The 15,902-nt window shown below is 69.9% G+C and carries 17 protein-coding genes and 1 tRNA gene; 12 read left to right on the forward strand and 6 right to left on the reverse strand.

All coding sequences use genetic code 11. The annotated features are described in order from the left end of the window. The first annotated feature begins 253 nt into the window (after positions 1 to 253). Positions 254 to 454, forward strand: coding sequence for a hypothetical protein (locus HFP15_RS36730; protein WP_168522216.1), 201 nt, complete (start codon positions 254 to 256; stop codon positions 452 to 454). A 378-nt stretch (positions 455 to 832) separates the two neighbouring features. Here HFP15_RS36730 and HFP15_RS36735 read toward each other — a convergent pair. Then, positions 833 to 905, reverse strand: a tRNA-Arg gene (locus tag HFP15_RS36735). 146 nt (positions 906 to 1,051) lie between these two features. Here HFP15_RS36735 and HFP15_RS36740 point away from each other — a divergent pair. The 6 genes from HFP15_RS36740 to HFP15_RS36765 all read left to right on the forward strand — a co-directional run bounded on the left by HFP15_RS36740 (position 1,052) and on the right by HFP15_RS36765 (position 7,261). After that, positions 1,052 to 1,708 carry a response regulator gene (locus HFP15_RS36740; protein WP_168522220.1) on the forward strand — a complete coding sequence of 219 codons (657 nt, stop codon included), beginning with the start codon at positions 1,052 to 1,054 and terminating at the stop codon, positions 1,706 to 1,708. A gap of 41 nt (positions 1,709 to 1,749) precedes the next feature. Further along, entirely contained in the window at positions 1,750 to 2,442 is a 693-nt protein-coding gene (locus HFP15_RS36745) for a response regulator transcription factor (protein WP_168522222.1), read from the forward strand. An 8-nt stretch (positions 2,443 to 2,450) separates the two neighbouring features. Next, on the forward strand, positions 2,451 to 3,866 hold the full coding sequence (locus HFP15_RS36750) for a sensor histidine kinase (protein WP_210718360.1): 1,416 nt from the start codon (positions 2,451 to 2,453) through the stop codon (positions 3,864 to 3,866). A gap of 50 nt (positions 3,867 to 3,916) precedes the next feature. Beyond that, positions 3,917 to 4,699 (forward strand): DeoR/GlpR family DNA-binding transcription regulator, encoded by a 783-nt coding sequence (locus tag HFP15_RS36755; RefSeq protein WP_168522224.1) that lies wholly within the window; start codon positions 3,917 to 3,919, stop codon positions 4,697 to 4,699. Further along, the gene (galT, locus tag HFP15_RS36760) at positions 4,696 to 5,775 is read left to right on the forward strand and encodes a galactose-1-phosphate uridylyltransferase (RefSeq protein WP_168522226.1); all 1,080 of its coding nucleotides are present in this window, start codon (positions 4,696 to 4,698) and stop codon (positions 5,773 to 5,775) included. Before HFP15_RS36755 ends, galT begins: the two co-directional genes overlap by 4 nt. Before the next feature lie 76 nt (positions 5,776 to 5,851). Beyond that, positions 5,852 to 7,261 (forward strand): S1C family serine protease, encoded by a 1,410-nt coding sequence (locus HFP15_RS36765; protein ID WP_168522229.1) that lies wholly within the window; start codon positions 5,852 to 5,854, stop codon positions 7,259 to 7,261. Positions 7,262 to 7,352: 91 nt separating this feature from the next. Here HFP15_RS36765 and HFP15_RS36770 read toward each other — a convergent pair whose 3' ends face one another. Next, on the reverse strand, positions 7,353 to 7,985 hold the full coding sequence (locus HFP15_RS36770) for a TetR/AcrR family transcriptional regulator (RefSeq protein WP_168522231.1): 633 nt from the start codon (positions 7,983 to 7,985) through the stop codon (positions 7,353 to 7,355). A 93-nt stretch (positions 7,986 to 8,078) separates the two neighbouring features. Here HFP15_RS36770 and HFP15_RS36775 point away from each other — a divergent pair, with 93 nt between their 5' ends. Further along, positions 8,079 to 8,519: a nuclear transport factor 2 family protein gene (locus HFP15_RS36775; RefSeq protein WP_168522233.1), complete on the forward strand. Its 441-nt coding sequence runs from the start codon at positions 8,079 to 8,081 to the stop codon at positions 8,517 to 8,519. Beyond that, on the forward strand, positions 8,516 to 9,352 hold the full coding sequence (locus tag HFP15_RS36780; protein WP_312871928.1) for an alpha/beta fold hydrolase: 837 nt from the start codon (positions 8,516 to 8,518) through the stop codon (positions 9,350 to 9,352). Before HFP15_RS36775 ends, HFP15_RS36780 begins: the two co-directional genes overlap by 4 nt. Here HFP15_RS36780 and HFP15_RS36785 read toward each other — a convergent pair. The 3 genes from HFP15_RS36785 to HFP15_RS36795 are packed head-to-tail and all read right to left on the reverse strand — an operon-like array spanning position 9,338 to position 11,243. After that, complete coding sequence (locus HFP15_RS36785; protein ID WP_168522235.1) at positions 9,338 to 9,940, reverse strand: class I SAM-dependent methyltransferase; 603 nt, start codon at positions 9,938 to 9,940, stop codon at positions 9,338 to 9,340. The genes HFP15_RS36780 and HFP15_RS36785 overlap by 15 nt on opposite strands. After that, the gene (locus HFP15_RS36790; protein ID WP_168522237.1) at positions 9,937 to 10,596 is read right to left on the reverse strand and encodes a TIGR04282 family arsenosugar biosynthesis glycosyltransferase; all 660 of its coding nucleotides are present in this window, start codon (positions 10,594 to 10,596) and stop codon (positions 9,937 to 9,939) included. Before HFP15_RS36790 ends, HFP15_RS36785 begins: the two co-directional genes overlap by 4 nt. Further along, entirely contained in the window at positions 10,593 to 11,243 is a 651-nt protein-coding gene (locus HFP15_RS36795; protein WP_168522239.1) for a glycosyltransferase family 2 protein, read from the reverse strand. Before HFP15_RS36795 ends, HFP15_RS36790 begins: the two co-directional genes overlap by 4 nt. A gap of 143 nt (positions 11,244 to 11,386) precedes the next feature. Between HFP15_RS36795 and HFP15_RS36800 the strand changes: the two genes are divergently transcribed. Genes HFP15_RS36800 through HFP15_RS36810 form a run of 3 tightly spaced genes read left to right on the forward strand, consistent with a single transcriptional unit; the run spans position 11,387 to position 14,573 of the window. Then, on the forward strand, positions 11,387 to 12,817 hold the full coding sequence (locus HFP15_RS36800) for a hypothetical protein (protein ID WP_168522241.1): 1,431 nt from the start codon (positions 11,387 to 11,389) through the stop codon (positions 12,815 to 12,817). 6 nt (positions 12,818 to 12,823) lie between these two features. Next, positions 12,824 to 13,531, forward strand: a complete 708-nt coding sequence (locus HFP15_RS36805) for a response regulator transcription factor (protein WP_168522243.1) — start codon at positions 12,824 to 12,826, stop codon at positions 13,529 to 13,531. Further along, positions 13,518 to 14,573: a sensor histidine kinase gene (locus tag HFP15_RS36810; protein ID WP_168522245.1), complete on the forward strand. Its 1,056-nt coding sequence runs from the start codon at positions 13,518 to 13,520 to the stop codon at positions 14,571 to 14,573. The genes HFP15_RS36805 and HFP15_RS36810 overlap by 14 nt, the downstream gene beginning before the upstream one ends. Before the next feature lie 245 nt (positions 14,574 to 14,818). Here HFP15_RS36810 and HFP15_RS36815 read toward each other — a convergent pair whose 3' ends face one another. After that, positions 14,819 to 15,874, reverse strand: a complete 1,056-nt coding sequence (locus HFP15_RS36815; protein ID WP_168522247.1) for an NAD-dependent epimerase/dehydratase family protein — start codon at positions 15,872 to 15,874, stop codon at positions 14,819 to 14,821. Between the last annotated feature and the right edge of the window lie 28 nt (positions 15,875 to 15,902).

Genomic DNA, 15,902 nt, shown 5'->3' on the forward strand with positions numbered 1-15,902 from the left:
GAAACGCTGGACGATGCGGTGGAAACCCGCGCTGAACGCGTTCGAGATCGCCTTCGACGGCCGTCTGGCCGCCGGACGCAAGTAGTTCCCCTTCAACCCGAGTTACACCGCTCGTTTGACAGACCCTACGAAAGTCATCGCCCATCGGACCACGATCCGGCACCCGTCGTCTGAGTCGTGACACAAGCGCCCGCGGGTCGGGTAGGACCGTGGGTATGATCCGGATAGGTGGTTCCAGCCGAAGGAAGTGGCCGTGACCAGTGGCAGCGCGGAGCAGCCGTCGCATGAGGGTCTTGACGGCCCTGCTCACCTGGCGGCGCTGGTGGCGGAGAAGGACGTGCAGCCGATCCGGTCTGTCGATGATCTCGCGTGTGAGGGCGTGTTTGAGACCGACGACGAGTTGGATGAGTTTCTGGCGTGGGTGTCGGCCGAGCGGAAGGCTAACCTGGCGTAGTGCCTGAGGTCGCTGTCTTGATACCGATGTCGGTTCTCTCGCGTTCGAACGAGAGTGGCCGGCGGTCCGGCTCGTCGGATTCCGGCCCGCGATCACGTTCGTCACGTTGGCGGAGCTGAACAAGTGGGTCCACCTGCGCTCGTGGGGCCTGTCTCGGCGTGAACGACTGGATCAGTTGGCGGCGTCCTCGGCAGGAACGTTGAGGGACCCCGACAACACCCACGCCCGAATCCGCGATGTCGTTGCCGGGATTCGGCACGCCCTCGGCACAACGAACTGCAATCAGCCGCTCCGAGATGCACTGAACCGCACATAACGAAACCGCCCCTCACCGGAGTTTTAGCTGGTGAGGGGCGGTTTCGTGCTGGTCCTGCTGTGCGCCCCCGGCAGGATTCGAACCTGCGACACCGGCTTTAGGAGAGCCGTGCTCTATCCCCTGAGCTACGAGGGCCTGCGGGCTACAGCCTAGCGGTCACCGGTCCCCTTGTTGAGGCAGACCCGGGTGGATGAACAACGTATCGACGTTTTCGCTACCACCCGGTAACCTTCCGTGACCGGACGCGGAGACCCCGCGGCCACCAACCTTCGGAGGGCTAGTTGATCAAGCTGGTGTTCGCCGATGATGAGGAGCTTGTCCGGTCCGGGCTGCGGGGCATGATGTCCGGCGCGCCCGACATCGAGGTGGTCGGCGAGGCGAGCGACGGCAGATCCGCGGTCGAGGCCACCCGCCGCCTGCACCCCGACGTCGTCCTCCTCGACATCAAGATGAGCGCCCCCGACGACGGCATCCGCGCGCTCCGGGCCATCCTCGCCCTGCCCAGCCCGCCGACAGTGGCGATGCTCACCACCTTCGACATGGACGAGTACGTCAGCCTCGCCCTCCGCCTCGGCGCCAACGGCTTCCTGCTCAAGGACATCGAGCCCGCGGCGCTGCTGCGCGCGGTCCGTGACCTGGCCAGAGGCGGCGCCGTCCTCGATCCGGGCGTCGCGGCGCGCATGGTGCGCGCCCATCGCGAGGGCCAGCGTGCCGCCCAGCCCGCCCGCAAGCTCCTGTCCAGCCTTTCCGAACGCGAGCGCGAGGTCGTCTCGCTCATCGGCCAGTGCCTGTCCAACGCCGAGATCGGCGGCAGGCTGCACCTGTCCGAGGCCACGGTCAAGGGCTACGTCTCGGCGGTCCTGTCCAAGATCGGCGCCGCGAACCGGGTGCAGGCCGCGCTGCTCGCCTACCGGGGTGGCCTGCTCGATCAGCTGTAGCTTCTTAGCCGAGTCTCAGCACGTTCGGTAAGACTGTCTACATGCGCATTCTCGTTGTCGACGACGATCGGGCGGTCCGGGAGTCCCTCCGGCGTTCGCTGGAGTTCAACGGCTACCAGGTCGAACTCGCCGGCGATGGCGCGCAGGCACTGGAGAAGGTGATCGCGGACCGGCCGGACGCCATGATCCTCGACGTGATGATGCCCCGTCTCGACGGTCTGGAAGTCGCGCGCCGCCTGCGCAGCACCGGCGACGACCTGCCCATTCTCGTGCTCACCGCGCGTGACACCGTTTCCGACCGGGTCTCCGGGCTCGACGCCGGCGCCGACGACTACCTGCCCAAGCCGTTCGCGCTGGAAGAACTGCTCGCCCGCCTGCGCGCCCTGCTCCGCCGCGCCGCGCCGGAGGCACAGCCGGGCGCCGACGCCGAGAAGCTCTCCTTCGCCGATCTCACCCTGAACCCGGGCACTCGCGAGGTCACCCGCGGCGACCGCGACATCAGCCTCACCCGCACCGAGTTCGCCCTGCTCGAACTGTTCATGACCTACCCGAAACACGTGCTGACCAGGGGCCGGATCCTCGAGGAGGTCTGGGGTTACGACTTCCCGACCTCCGGCAACGCACTCGAGGTCTACGTCGGCTACCTGCGCCGCAAGACCGAGGCCGGGGGTGAGCCGAGGCTCATCCACACGGTGCGCGGCGTCGGCTACGTGCTGCGGGAAACCCCACCGTGAGCCAGACCATGACCGAACCCGTCGACGTCGTCCGGGTGGGCGCTCCAGCCGATCCGGGACGTGGCCCGAAACGCCGCATGTCCCTGCGCGCCAGGGTCACCTTGCTCGCCGCCGCGTGCGTGGCCGGCGTGATGGCGCTCGTGTCCATCGGCGCGTACGTGACGGTCTACAACAACCTCTACCAGCAGGTGGACGACAACCTCGCCACCCGCGCGGTCGCCGCGATGCAGACCCCGCAGGTGCGGCAGGGCCTGCAGGAGTTCCCCGGCGCGTTCCTCACCACGGCCGACATCGAGATCGGGCTGCTCGACTCCAGCGGCCTGCTGCAGTACCCGCCGGGCGGCAAGCGCCCACCCGCGGGCCACGAGGAACTCGCCGTCGCCAGGGGCACCGCGTCCTCGTCGCTGCGCACCGACACCGCGACCGACACCAGGGTGATCGCGCTGCAGTACGCGCCGGGCCAGGCGCTCGTGCTCGCCCAGTCGCTCGGTTCCACCAAACAGGCCCTCAACCAGCTGGCCGCCGTGCTCGCGTTGATCGGGGGCGGCGGGATCGTGATCGCCGCGCTGGCGGGTACCGCGGTCGCCAGAACCGGGCTGAGGCCGGTCGAACGCCTCACCTCGGCCACCGAACACATCGCCCGGACAGGTGATCTTCGTCCGATCCCGGTCAGCGGGGACGACGAACTGGCGCGCCTGACGCACAGCTTCAACACGATGCTCGGCACGGTCGCCGAATCCCAGGAACGTCAGCGGCAACTCGTCGCCGACGCCGGGCACGAGCTGCGCACGCCGCTCACGTCCCTGCGCACCAACCTGGAGCTGCTGCTGTCCGCCAGCCGCGCCGGCGCCCCGGCACTGTCCGAACGCGACCGTGCCGACATCGAGACCGACATCAAGGCGCAGCTGGACGAGCTGACCCAGCTCATCGGCGACCTGGTCGAGCTCGCGCGGCAGGACGAGCCCCGCACCGAGTTCGAGCGCGTCGACATGGTCGAGGTGGTGGAGCGTGCGCTGGACCGGGCCCGCCGCCGCGCCGGCGAGATCGAGTTCGCCGTGCAGCTGCAGCCGTGGTTCCTGGTCGGCGACCACGCGGCACTCGAACGCGCCGTGCTGAACCTGCTCGACAACGCCGTGAAGTTCTCCCCGCCGGCCTCGACGGTCCGGGTGGTGCTGCGGCCGCTCGGCGACGGCACCGCCGTGGTCGAGGTCGGCGACTCCGGACCCGGCATCGCCGAGGCCGATCTGCCCAAGGTGTTCGACCGTTTCTACCGTTCCTCCGAGGCCCGCACGCTGCCCGGTTCGGGGCTCGGCCTGTCCATCGTCAAACAGGCCGCCGAACGCCACGGCGGCACCGTCTACGCGGGCCGCGCACCCGAAGGCGGCGCGCTCATCACGATCCGGATCCCTGGCACCCCCACCTGAGTGTTTGATCGTGTAGGGTTTTGTGTAGTTGACGGTGACGGGAGTGGGCGGTGCTGGCGCGGCAGCGGCAAGCGGTGATCCTCGAAGAGGCTCGGCGTAACGGTGCCGTCCGGGTCAGCGACCTGGTCACGCGCTTCGGCGTCTCGGACATGACCATTCGCCGCGATCTCGACGTGCTCGCGAGCCGCGGCCTGGTCGAGAAGGTCTACGGCGGTGCGACGGCGGTGCTCGGCAAGAGCACGGACGAGCCCGGTTTCGAAGCGAAATCCGTGCAGCAGCAAACACAGAAGGACGCCATCGCCGGACTGGCGGCGACCCTCGTCCGCCCCGGCACGGCGATCGGCATCTCGGCGGGCACGACCACCTGGGCGTTCGCTCGCGCCCTCGACGCGGTGCCCGGGCTGACCGTCGTCACGAACTCGATCCGGGTCGCCGACATGCTGCGCGAGTCGAGTCAACAAGACCGCACGGTCGTGCTGACCGGCGGCATCCGCACCCCGTCGGACGCGCTCGTCGGCCCGATCGCCGTGCACAGCCTGCGGCGCCTGCACCTGGACCAGGTTTTCCTCGGGGTGCACGGGATGGCCGACGGCCCGGGCTTCACGACCCCGAACCTGGAGGAGAGCGAGACCAACCGGGCGCTGGTCGAGTCCGGCCGCCGTCTCGTCGTGCTCGCCGACCACACCAAATGGGGGATCGTCGGGATCTCCACCTTCGCCGATCTGGACGAGGCGGACGTCGTGGTCACCGATGGCGGGCTGCCGCAGGCCGCACAAGACACGCTGACCGAGCGCGTGGGTGAGTTGAAAACCGCTTCCGTGGAGGAAGAGTGAACAAGACTGTTCGGCATCTCGCCGACGGCAGGGAGATCATCTATTTCGACGAGCAGGCGCGCGAGCGCACCGCGGTCGACACGCGCGACCTGCCCGAGGTCGCGGCGAGTTCGGAGATCCGGCTCGACCCGCTGACCCGGGAGTGGGTGGGCATGGCGGCGCACCGGCAGACCCGCACCTACAAACCGCCCGCCGATCTGTGCCCGCTGTGCCCGAGCAAACCCGGTAAGCCGAGCGAGATTCCCGAGCCCTCTTATGACGTCGTCGTGTTCGAGAACCGCTTCCCCTCGTTCGCGCAGGGCGTCACCGGTGAACCGTCCACTGTAGACGATGCCGGGCTGGTGCCGACCGCGCCGGGGCGCGGCCGGTGCGAGGTCGTGTGCTTCACCAGCGATCACGACGGTTCGTTCGCCACGCTCACCCCGGAGCGTGCCCGCACCGTGGTCGACGTGTGGGCCGACCGCACCGCCGCGTTGTCCACTGTGGATGGTGTCGAACAGGTCTTCCCCTTCGAGAACCGGGGTGAGGAGATCGGCGTCACACTGCACCATCCGCACGGGCAGATCTACGGCTACCCGTTCGTCACCCCGCGTACCCGCCGCACGCTGGAAGTCGCCCGCGACTACCAGGAGGAACACGGCAGGCCGGTGCTCGGCGATGTGCTCGCGGCGGAACGCAAATCGGGCAGCCGCGTCATCGAGGAGGGCGAGCACTGGACGGCGTTCGTGCCGCCCGCGGCCCGCTGGCCGGTGCACGTGCTGCTGGTGCCGCACCGCCAGGTGGCCGACATTCCCGCGCTGAACGACGGTGAACGTGACGAGTTCGCCGAAATCTACCTGCGGGTGCTGCGCCGTTTCGACGCGCTGTACGACCGGCAGCTGCCCTACATCGCGTCATGGAACCAGGCGCCCGTGCGCACCGGTCGTGACCTGCACTGGTTGCACCTGGAGCTGTTCTCGGTGCTGCGGTCGGCGGACAAGCTGAAGTACCTCGCCGGGTCCGAGTCCGGGATGGCCGTGTGGATCAACGACGCCACCCCCGAGCAGATCGCCGAACGCCTCCGCGCGGTGGGCTGAGCTCACCGGCATACTCATGCTGGAACCTCAGGCTGAGCTCAGCTAGCTCTCAGGACCAACAAGCAGGGTGAGGCACATGACCGAGAACGACCCCAGTGCACAGGGCGAAGGCGGCAATCCGGAACCCGGTCCGGAACAGACGCCGGAGGAGGACGTGACCACGCCGCCTCGGGGTATGCCACTCGGCGGGGAACAGCAACACCCGCAACCGCAACAGCCACCGAGCCCGTGGTCCGCGCAGGGCCAGCAACAGCAGCAGGCCGCCTACCCGTGGACCCAGCCCGGCATGCAGCAGCAGGGCGCCGCGCAGCACGGCATCCCGATGTACAACACGGCGACGATGCCCGCCGCGCAGCAGACCACCGTCGGACAGCAACAGCCGAAACGTGGCGGGGCAGGCAAGCTGGTCGCCGGCGTCGCGCTGCTGGCGCTGGTCATCGGCGGCGGCGCGGGTGGTCTCGGCGGGTACCTGGTGTCGCAGAACAGCGGTACGGGCGGCAGTTCCTACAACGCGCTCGACCAGCCCGCGCCGAGCCAGCAGACCAGCAGCGCGCCCGCGGGCAGCGTGGAATCGGTGGCACAGAAGGTTTCCCCGAGCGTCGTCGAACTCGTCGTGTCGGGTGCGCAGGCGCAGGGTGAGGGCTCGGGTTTCGTGCTCTCCAACGACGGCTACATCATGACCAACAACCACGTCGTGTCGGTCGCCGCGAACGGCGGCACGATCCAGGCGGTGTTCCCCGACGGGCAGAAGGTCAACGCCTCCATCGTCGGCCGCGACCCGACGACCGACATCGCGGTGGTCAAGGTCCAGGGCGCGAAGAACCTGACTCCGGTCCAGCTCGGCAACTCCGACCAGGTCGCGGTCGGCCAGTCGGTGGTCGCGTTCGGTTCGCCGTTCGAGCTCACCGGAACGGTCACCGCCGGCATCGTCAGCGCGCTGCACCGGCCCGTGCAGGCGGGCGGCAGTGAGAGCGACCAGACGACGGTGATGAGCGCGATCCAGACCGACGCCGCGATCAACCCCGGCAACTCCGGTGGGCCGCTGGTGGACCTGCAGGGCCAGGTCATCGGGATGAACTCGGCGATCTACAGCCCGCAGTCCTCCGGCGGCGGCCTGGGGCAGCAGCAGGGCGAGGCGACGAACGCCGGCATCGGGTTCGCGATCCCGATCAACCAGGCGCGGCGCACCGCGAAGGAGATCATCGACACCGGCAAGGCCACGCAGACCTACATCGGCGCGAGCGTGAGTGACGCGCAGGCGGGTGGCGCGCTCATCCAGCAGGTGCAGCCAGGCAGTCCGGCCGAGCAGGCCGGGCTCAAGGCGGGCGACGTGGTCACGAAGGTCGACAACCTGACGATCAACGACGCCGACGGGCTCATCGCGGCGGTGCGCACCAGGGCGCCGAACGAGAAGGCCACGCTGACGCTCAGCGACGGGCGCACTGTTCAGATCACCCTCGGTGGTCAGCCTGTCCAGGTGAAATGACCTCACGAAGACGCTCGGCCGGGATGTCCCGGCCGAGACCAACCCCCACGGGCTCCCGGCGACACGCGCGCCGGGAGCCCCTTTTTCGTGGTCAGGACCCGGGTTTGCCCTCGGCCTGCCGCAGGCCCCAGCTCACGATGTCGGCCGCGAGCGAGAGCAGCTCGGCCAGGCCCTGTTCGTCCTCGCGCAGCTCGTCGGGTCGCCAGGCGAGGCTGATCACGCCGTTCCAGCTCGCCCACAGCACCGTCGCGGCCTTGCGCGCGTCGAGTTCGCGGATCGTGCCGTCGGCGATGCCACGTTCGATCGCGTCGATCATGCGGGCGTTCTGCTCGTCGACGCGGTGGGCCAGCCGCGCCGCCGTCTCGGCCGCTGCGGGGTAGTTGCCCAGCGCGGCGGGAAAGGCGAGCATCCGGAAGAACTGCGGCTGTTCGAGCGCGAAGCGCAGGTACTGCTCCGCGGCGGCCTCGAGCTGCTGGATCGGCGAGCGTTGCGGCGTGTAGGCGCGGTCCATGTACTCGCGGTCGACGTCGAGGGCGCGGTCCACCACGGCGGCGTGCAGTCCCGCCTTCGAGCCGAAGCTGTTGTAGATGGACCCGACCGAGACTCCCGCGCGCTCGGCGATCTCCTCGACGGTCACGTCCTCGGCCGGGCGCTCGGCGAAGACTTCCTCGGCCGCCTTGAGCAGGGCATCGATCGTCCGTTGCCTGCGTGGGTCGCGCGCCATCCGGCCATCGTACGGGCTTTCTTGCATTCGTTGTAAGAACCGTCTACGGTGAGGGCATTCTTGCAACGATTGCAAGAAACCGTGGAGGTGGCGATGGAACCACTGGACGTCCTCACCGATGCCGAAGCCGCTGATCTGGTCAAGCGGTTCACTGAGGCGTGGCAACGCATGGATCCGGACGCCTTCACGCCGCTGTTCGTCCCCGAGGTGCGCCTGGTTCACCCGATGGAACGCGACACCCGTGGCGTCGACGAGGCGCGGGCATTCATGACGCGAACCATGGCCCTGATCCCGGACCTGCGTTACGACGTGCAGGGCTGGGCAAGCGGCTCCGGTCAGTTGCTGATCTGGGGCCGGCTGCATGGCTCGCTCGCCGGAGGGCCCATCGAGTGGCCGCTCGTCGACCGGATCACGCCGAAGGACGGCCTGATCGCCGAGCGCGTCGCGCATTTCGATCCGTTGGCGGTCATCCGCACCGTGCTCCGGCGTCCGCGCGCCTGGTTGCCGTATGTGTTGCGCGGGCGTCGGGCGTGAACCGCTCGGTGCGGGTCGATGGCGCCCGGCTTTGCTCTGTGGAGCAAGGCGATCCCGCCGCCGAACCGGTCGTGTTGTTGCACGGCTACCCGGCCAACCATCGCGCGTGGCGGCACCAGATCCCCGGATTGGCCGAGTCGCACCGGGTCATCGCGCTGGACTGGCTCGGCTGGGGCGAGTCGGAACGGCGGACGGACCTGCGTTTCGACTACGACACCGAGGTCGGCCGCCTAGGCCGCGTTCTCGACGCGCTCGGCATCGACGACTGCGATCTGTTCGGTCACGACTACGGTGGTTTCCTCGCGCTCGGCTTCACTCAACGGTTTCCGGCCCGGGTGCGCCGGCTCGCGATTCTCAACAGCCGCGCCCACCGGACGTTCGTGCCGGCCTGGTACGCGGTGTTCAGTCTTGTGGGGATCCTCGGTCGCAGTCCGCTCGCCGGTCTGTTCGCCCGGGTTCTGCCCCTGGGACAAGTGAACCGGCTCGGTATGCGCGGGCTGTTGCGGTCCGGTGCCGTCGACCGGGAAACCCTGGACAGCTACCTCGGCTGGATGTCCACAACGGACGGCGTGCGCTGGCTGCTGCACTACTTCGGTGAGTACCGGGTACCCGCGCGCCAGGATCTCGCACAGGGTCTCGGCAAGATCCAATGTCCCACAACGATTGTGTGGGGCGCGAGGGACGAGTACCTGCGCACCGTCATCGCCGAGGAACTCGGCGAGGGTATCCCCGGCGCCGAACTCCTCCTGATCGGCAACGCCGGGCATTTCGTCATGGAGGAAGCGCCCGACGATGTTCTTGCCGCGCTGCGGAAACTGCTAAGCCGCGACTAATTCGGTGAACCGGCGCGCACCGTGCGCCGCGGACCAGGCGATGCGCAACGACGCGGCCCGTGCGATGTCGTCGAGCGCGTCGACCCCGAGCCAGGCCCACGGAAACCACGTACCGTCGCCCACTCGGACCCGGTCCCGGCGCATGGTCCCGTGTGGTTCGAGTTCGATCAGCGCGCGACCGCCGGGCGCGAGAAGCTGGAAGACGCGCCGGAGCAGGGCCGGCGGATCGCCGCCGATACCGACGTTTCCGTCGGCGAGAATGGCGTGCCGCCAGCGTCCTTCGCCGGGGATCCGGTCGAACACGCTGCGCCGGATCGCCACGCCACCTCGTTCGCGGGTGAGCCGGACGGCGGTTTTCGACACGTCGATCCCCATCGCGGGCACGCCGCGCTGGGTGAGTTCCGCGGTCAGCCGCCCTGGTCCGCAGCCGATGTCCAGCGTCGGTCCGGCGCAGCGGGCGAGCAGCATCTCGTCGGCGTGCGTGGGCTGACCGGTCCAGCGCAGCGTCGGCAAGGCGATACGTGCACCGTTGGCGCTTTCCAGTACGCAGGCACCGCCCAGCAGGCCGAGGTCGAACGATGCGGTCACCGGCGCACCGCCGCGACGGCCTCGGCGAACCTTCCGGACGCGAGTTTCGCGACTCGCTCGGCGTCCGCCATGGTGTCCACATCAGACAGAAGTTCGAGGTTCGTGACCGACAACCCGGCGCCGGTCAGGGCGCGCAGCGTGTGCTTCCCGGTGTCGTCGCGGGACATCGGCACACCGATCAGCAGCTTGGCCTGAGCAGGATCGCGCAGGCCGAGTCCCCACCAGCCGCCATCCTCGGCGGGACCGAGCGCCGCGTCCCGGGTGCCGAGCGCGGCGGCCGCCCCGGCGAGCAGACCGGGCGTGACCTGCGGGGTGTCCATGCCGATCTGCACGACCGGCAGGCCGGGCAGTGCGGCGCCGGCGTCGGCGTGCGCGTTGGCCAGCCGCTCGCCGAAGTCGTTGCCACGCTGCGGGATCACCACGGTTTCGCGAAGTGCGCGGCCGAGTTCGGCGGCGTTCGCGGCCGCTCCGAAATCGCCGGCCGTGGCGACCACCGGCCGGGCGCCGGGGGTTGCCGCGACGGCTTCGAGCGTGTCGAGCAGTGCGGCGGCGGCGATGCCGGCGGCCTGTTCCGGCGACGCCGGCGGGCACAAGCGCGTCTTGGCGAAGCCGGGTATCGGAGCCTTGGCGACGACGAGCAGGCAGAAGGCGGTCATCGGCGCAGAACTCCGATCATGTCGCGAACGGCGCGGGCGGTGCCGCGTACCGAACCGGAGACCTTCGAGCGGGTGCCGGCGGCGCGTGGCCCGTAGGTGACGTCGAACTCCTCGATGCGCCAGCCCGCCCGGCCCGCCTTGATCAGCAGTTCGAGCGGGTAGCCGAAAGCGCGGTCGGTGACGTCGAGATCGAGCAGCGAGGTCCGGCGCGCCGCCCGCATCGGTGCGATGTCGTGGACGGGAATCCCTTGCCGTCGCAGGAGAGTCGCGAGGACGACGTTCCCGGCTCTGGCGTGCCACGGCCAGGCACCCGAGGTGGGCACCCGCCGTCCGGCGGCCAGGTCGGCGCCCGATTCCACTGCTTCGACCAGCGGCACGAGTTCGCGGGGGTCCAGCGATCCGTCGGCATCGAGGAAGCAGACGATCTCCGACGTCGCGTGTTCGAGTCCGGTGTGGACGGCGGCCCCGTAGCCGCGGCGGGGCTCGTGGACGACCTTGGCGCCGAGCCCGGCCGCGATGTCTGGTGAGCCGTCGGTCGATCCGTTGTCCACGACGATGGCTTGGCAGTGTCCGGGAAGCCCGGCCAGTACGGACGGCAGCGCGGCGGCTTCGTCCAGGCACGGGAGTACGACGTCTGTGCGCTCCACGCTCGGAAGGTATGTCCACCGTGGACAGATCGAAACCTTTCCGGTCCTTACCGAAATGTGACGTCGTGGCAGTTCTTACCGAACCATGACGGGACGACGTTTCGAGTGTTGCCGTGCGCCCGGGCGGGTTAGTGTGCCGGATCATGCGCATGCGCGGGGACTTTCGGGCGGTCGCGCTCGCTCTGGTGCTGGTGGGGGTGGCGGTCGGAGCCGGGGCGTATCTGAACCGGCCCGGGTCCGGGGTGGTGTTGCTGGCGCCTGCCGCGCCGTTGTTCGCGGTCTGGCTGCCGCATGTCGGCCCCGGTTCGGTGTTCGCGGTGCTGATCGCGTTCGCGGTGGTCGCGTGGGGTCCGTCGCTGGCGGGGTACCTGAGGTGGGGGACGCTCCTCGGGGTGGGTTACGCGGTGTCGGTCGCGTGGACGTTCGCGCTGGCGATGATCGACGGCTGGCACCGCGGGTTCGCCGACCGCCTGACCAACCCGAACGAGTACCTGCACGAGGTGCCGGGGATCACCGATATCCCGGCCATGCTGCGCGGCTTTTCCGCCCGCATCCTGGACTTCCAGCCCAATTCGTGGACGACGCACGTATCGGGCCACCCTCCCGGTGCGACGCTGGTGTTCGTCTGGCTGGACCGCATCGGTCTGGGCGGCGGCGCCTGGGCGGCGACGGTGTGCGTTCTGGTCGGCTGCCTGGTCACGGTCGCCGTGCCGGTCACCGTAAAGGCACTGAGCCGGTCCGCCAGCCGCGCGGAACCGGCTCTGGTGGGCGCCGTTTCCGTGGCCCGCGCGCACGACCAGCGTGCGGGAGCGGCCGCCGTTCCCGCCGCCGGGCAAGCTCTCGGCGCAGAACGGGGCCTCACGCCCGCGCGCGCCGTCCTCCTGTTCGCGGCGTTGTTCCCCGGCGCGGTCTGGGTCGGCGTCTCCGCGGACGGCCTGTTCGCCGGGGTGACCGCCAGTGGCATCGCGCTGCTCGCGCTCGGTACGCGCCGCCTTCCGCTCGCCGTGCTGGGCGGCCTGCTGCTCGGCTTCGGCGCCTACCTGTCCTACGGGCTCGTACTTCTGGGCCTGATCGCGCTCGCCGTCACCTACCTCGGCCGCGGACTCACCCGCGCCCTGCCGTTGGCGCTGCTCGGCGCGCTCGCCGTGGTGGCCGCGTTCACCGCGGCCGGTTTCTGGTGGCTGGACGGTTACCACCTCGTCGTCGAGCGTTATTACCAGGGCGTCGCCAGTGAACGGCCGTACTGGTACTGGGTGTGGGCGAACCTCGCCTGCCTCGTACTGGCCGCGGGACCCGCGCTCGTCGCGGGAGTCCGCCGGACCGGCGCCGTGTTGCTGCGGCGTGACCGGCAGGCGTGGCGTGATCCGGCGCTCGTGCTCGTCGCCGCCGCCGTGATCACGATCGTGCTCGCCGACCTTTCCGGGCTCTCGAAATCCGAGGTCGAGCGGATCTGGCTACCGTTCACGGTGTGGTTGCTGCCCGCAGCGGCACTGCTGCCCAGGTCGCGGTGGTGGCTGGCCGGGCAGGCGGTGACCGCGCTCGCGGTGAACCATCTCGTGCTGACGTATTGGTAGGTGGCCGTGGCTGGTGAAGGTCGGGTGCTCGTCGTGGACGACGACGAGACGGTGCGTGACGTGGTGCGCCGCTATCTGGAGGCGGGTGGGTTCACCGTCGAGATGGCCGGGGACGGCGAGGAATGCCTGCGCCGGTTCGCGGTCCAGCGGCCGGATCTCGTGGTGCTCGACGTGATGATGCCCGGGCTGAACGGGCTCGAGGTGTGCCGCAGGCTGCGGCAGACCAGCCAGGTGCCGGTGGTGCTGCTGACCGCGCTCGGCGAGGAGGAGAACCGCATCGCGGGCCTGCAACTCGGAGCGGACGACTACGTGACGAAACCCTTCAGCCCCCGTGAGCTGGCGCTGCGGGTGGCGTCGGTGCTGCGGCGCGCGCGAATGCCGCACCAGGCGATGCCCACCGAACTGACCGACGGAGACCTGCGGCTGCAACTGGGCGCCCGACAGGCCACTTTGGACGGTGCGGAGCTGTCGCTGACGGCACGTGAGTTCGATCTGCTGGCCTTCTTCATCGGCAATCCCGGCGTCGCGTTCTCCCGGTCGGACCTGCTGGAAAGGGTGTGGGGCTGGGATTTCGGCGACCAGTCGACGGTGACCGTCCACGTGCGGCGGCTCCGCGAGAAGATCGAGCGGGATCCCGCGAAACCGGTGCGGATCGCGACGGTGTGGGGTGTCGGCTACCGGTACGACGCGGTGACCAATCATGATCGAACCTAGCGAGTCCTTCCAGGCGATGCTGGCGCACGCCTGGCACATCCTGCCGTGGGCGCTGGCCTTCGCGTTGCCGGTGGCGGCGCTGGGCGGGCTGATCCTCTACTGGTTGCGGCGCGGTTCGCTGGCGACGACGTTGACCGTGCTCGTCCTGATCCCGGTGCTGGCGACGATCACCGGGGTTCTGGGCATCAGCGGGTTCATGTTCACCCCGGCGTTGACCACGATGCTGCTGGTCTGTCTGCTGGTCGCGCTGGTGACCGTGCCGGCGGCTATCGTGCTCGGGCGGGCGATCGGGCGGCGCACTGTGTGGGAGCGGGAGGCACGGGAACGCGAGCGCTCGGCGGAGGCCGCGCGGCGGGATCTGGTGGCGTGGATCAGCCATGACCTGCGCAGCCCGCTCGCGGGTATCCGGGCGATGGCCGAGGCGCTGGCCGACGGCGTCGTCGCGGAGCCGGATGACGTCGCGGACTACGCGCAGCGGATCAGCGGCGAGACCGAACGGCTTTCGGGGATGGTCAACGACCTGTTCGAGCTGTCCAGGATCACCGCCGGAGCCCTGCGGCTGACCATGTCGGCGGTGCCGCTGCGGGAGGTCGTCAGCGATGCGCTCGCGGGGCAGACGCCGTTGGCGGAGCAGAAGAAGGTGCGCGTGCTGACTGAGGCCGAGGCGTGGCCGGTGGTGACGGGCAGCGACCCGGAGCTGGCGCGCATCCTGCGCAACCTGGTCTCGAACGCGATCCGGCACACTCCGCCGGACGGCACGGTGGCGGTGCACATCGGCGTCGACGGCGCGGAGGCCCTGGTCGCGGTCGACGATGGCTGCGGGGGCATCCCGGAGGACGAGATCGGGCGCGTTTTCGACGTGGCCTACCGCGGTACGCACGCCCGGACGCCGGAGCGCTCGGCCGGCGGCGCGGGCGCGGGCGGCGGCCTGGGCCTGGCGATCGCGAAGGGCCTGGTGGAGGCCCACCGGGGCCACATCGGAGTCCGGAACCACGGCGCGGGCTGCCGCTTCGAGGTGCGGCTTCCACTGGCCGCGTCCTGACAGCTTGGTCGGTGTCGTGGGGAGGCTGGCCGCGTTGCGGGGAGGCTGGCCGCGTTGCGGGGACCCGACCGTGTCAGAGGGCTCCCGCAATGTCGCGCGAGGCGTCCGAGCAGGTCGAATCCCCATCCGCATCGCGAAGACCGCCGCTCGTCATGCCGAGGAGGCCGGGTGGCATCAGCACAGGAGCAGGGCCGAGCCGCGTAGTGGCCTCGCCCGCCGACGCCGGTGGGGGCCCGGCCTGCGCCTCAGACGGATTCGCGGAGGGGCGCGCTCGCGAACGCGGTGATCCCCGAGTCGAAGTCGACCTTCGCGCGGAAGCCGAGGAGCTTTTCGGCGCGGGCGGGGTCGGCGACGATGTGCCGGACGTCCGCGGGCCGCGCGCCGCCGACGATCTTCGGTTCCGGGCCGCCGTGGGCGCGGGCGAGTGTGGTTGCCAGTTCGCCGACGGTGTGCGGGGTGCCGGAGCAGACGTTGAGCGGGATGATCGCTCCGGGCGTGGCATCGGCTCGCAGCGCGAGCACGTTCGCCGTGGCCACGTCCTCGACGTGCACGAAGTCGCGCCGCTGATTGCCGTCTTCCAGGACGGTCGGGGCCTCGCCGCGAACGAGTGCGGAACGGAACAACGACGCGACTCCGGCGTAGGGCGTGTTCTGCGGCATGCGGGGGCCATAGACGTTGTGGTATCGCAACGCCCACACCGTGCCGCCGGTCTGCCTCGCCCACGCGCCCGCGAGGTGCTCCTGGGCGAGTTTTGTCGCCGCGTAGGTGCTCTGCGGACGCGGTGGTGCGTCCTCGGGCACCAGGAGCGGGTCGAGGTCGCGGACGCATTCGGAGCAGGTGGGCTCGAACCGTCCCGCGTCCACATCGGACTGTCGGCGAGGCGCGGGTGGCACGACGCCGTGCTGCGGACAGGCGTACCGGCCCTCGCCGTAGACGACCATCGACGAGGCGAGCACGAGCCGGGTGAGGCCGGCAGCGTGCATCTCGGCGAGCAGGACCGCGGTGGCGTAGTCGTTGTTCAAGGCGTAGGCCGGCGCGTCGGACGGGTCGAGACCGTGTCCGACCACGGCAGCCTGGTGGCATACGGCGTCCACTTCGGACAACAGCTCGCGCAGCAGCGGCACGTCGGTGATCTCGCCGTGGACGAAGCGATGTGGCTTGGTGTAGGCGGGTTGCGCGCTGGAGCCGTGTGCCTGGGGGAGGAGGCTGTCGAGCAGGATCGCCTCGCAGCCTGTTTCGGCCAGCTGGTCGGCGACATGGGAACCGATGAACCCGGCGCCGCCGGTCACGAGTACTCGCACAGGCGTCACGCTAGGGCGGGGCCGGGTG

This window comes from Amycolatopsis acididurans (assembly GCF_012328925.1).
GTDB lineage: Bacteria > Actinomycetota > Actinomycetes > Mycobacteriales > Pseudonocardiaceae > Amycolatopsis_E > Amycolatopsis_E acididurans.

What these genes read in the sequence shown, in the direction of transcription:
- HFP15_RS36745 (WP_168522222.1), top strand. Translation starts at nt 1,750, where the DNA reads ATGCGCATTCTCGTTGTCGACGACGATCGGGCGGTCCGGGAGTCCCTC.
- HFP15_RS36750 (WP_210718360.1), top strand. Translation starts at nt 2,451, where the DNA reads ATGACCGAACCCGTCGACGTCGTCCGGGTGGGCGCTCCAGCCGATCCG.
- HFP15_RS36765 (WP_168522229.1), top strand. Translation starts at nt 5,852, where the DNA reads ATGACCGAGAACGACCCCAGTGCACAGGGCGAAGGCGGCAATCCGGAA.
- HFP15_RS36770 (WP_168522231.1), bottom strand. Translation starts at nt 7,985, where the DNA reads ATGGCGCGCGACCCACGCAGGCAACGGACGATCGATGCCCTGCTCAAG.
- HFP15_RS36775 (WP_168522233.1), top strand. Translation starts at nt 8,079, where the DNA reads ATGGAACCACTGGACGTCCTCACCGATGCCGAAGCCGCTGATCTGGTC.
- HFP15_RS36790 (WP_168522237.1), bottom strand. Translation starts at nt 10,596, where the DNA reads ATGACCGCCTTCTGCCTGCTCGTCGTCGCCAAGGCTCCGATACCCGGC.
- HFP15_RS36800 (WP_168522241.1), top strand. Translation starts at nt 11,387, where the DNA reads ATGCGCATGCGCGGGGACTTTCGGGCGGTCGCGCTCGCTCTGGTGCTG.
- HFP15_RS36810 (WP_168522245.1), top strand. Translation starts at nt 13,518, where the DNA reads ATGATCGAACCTAGCGAGTCCTTCCAGGCGATGCTGGCGCACGCCTGG.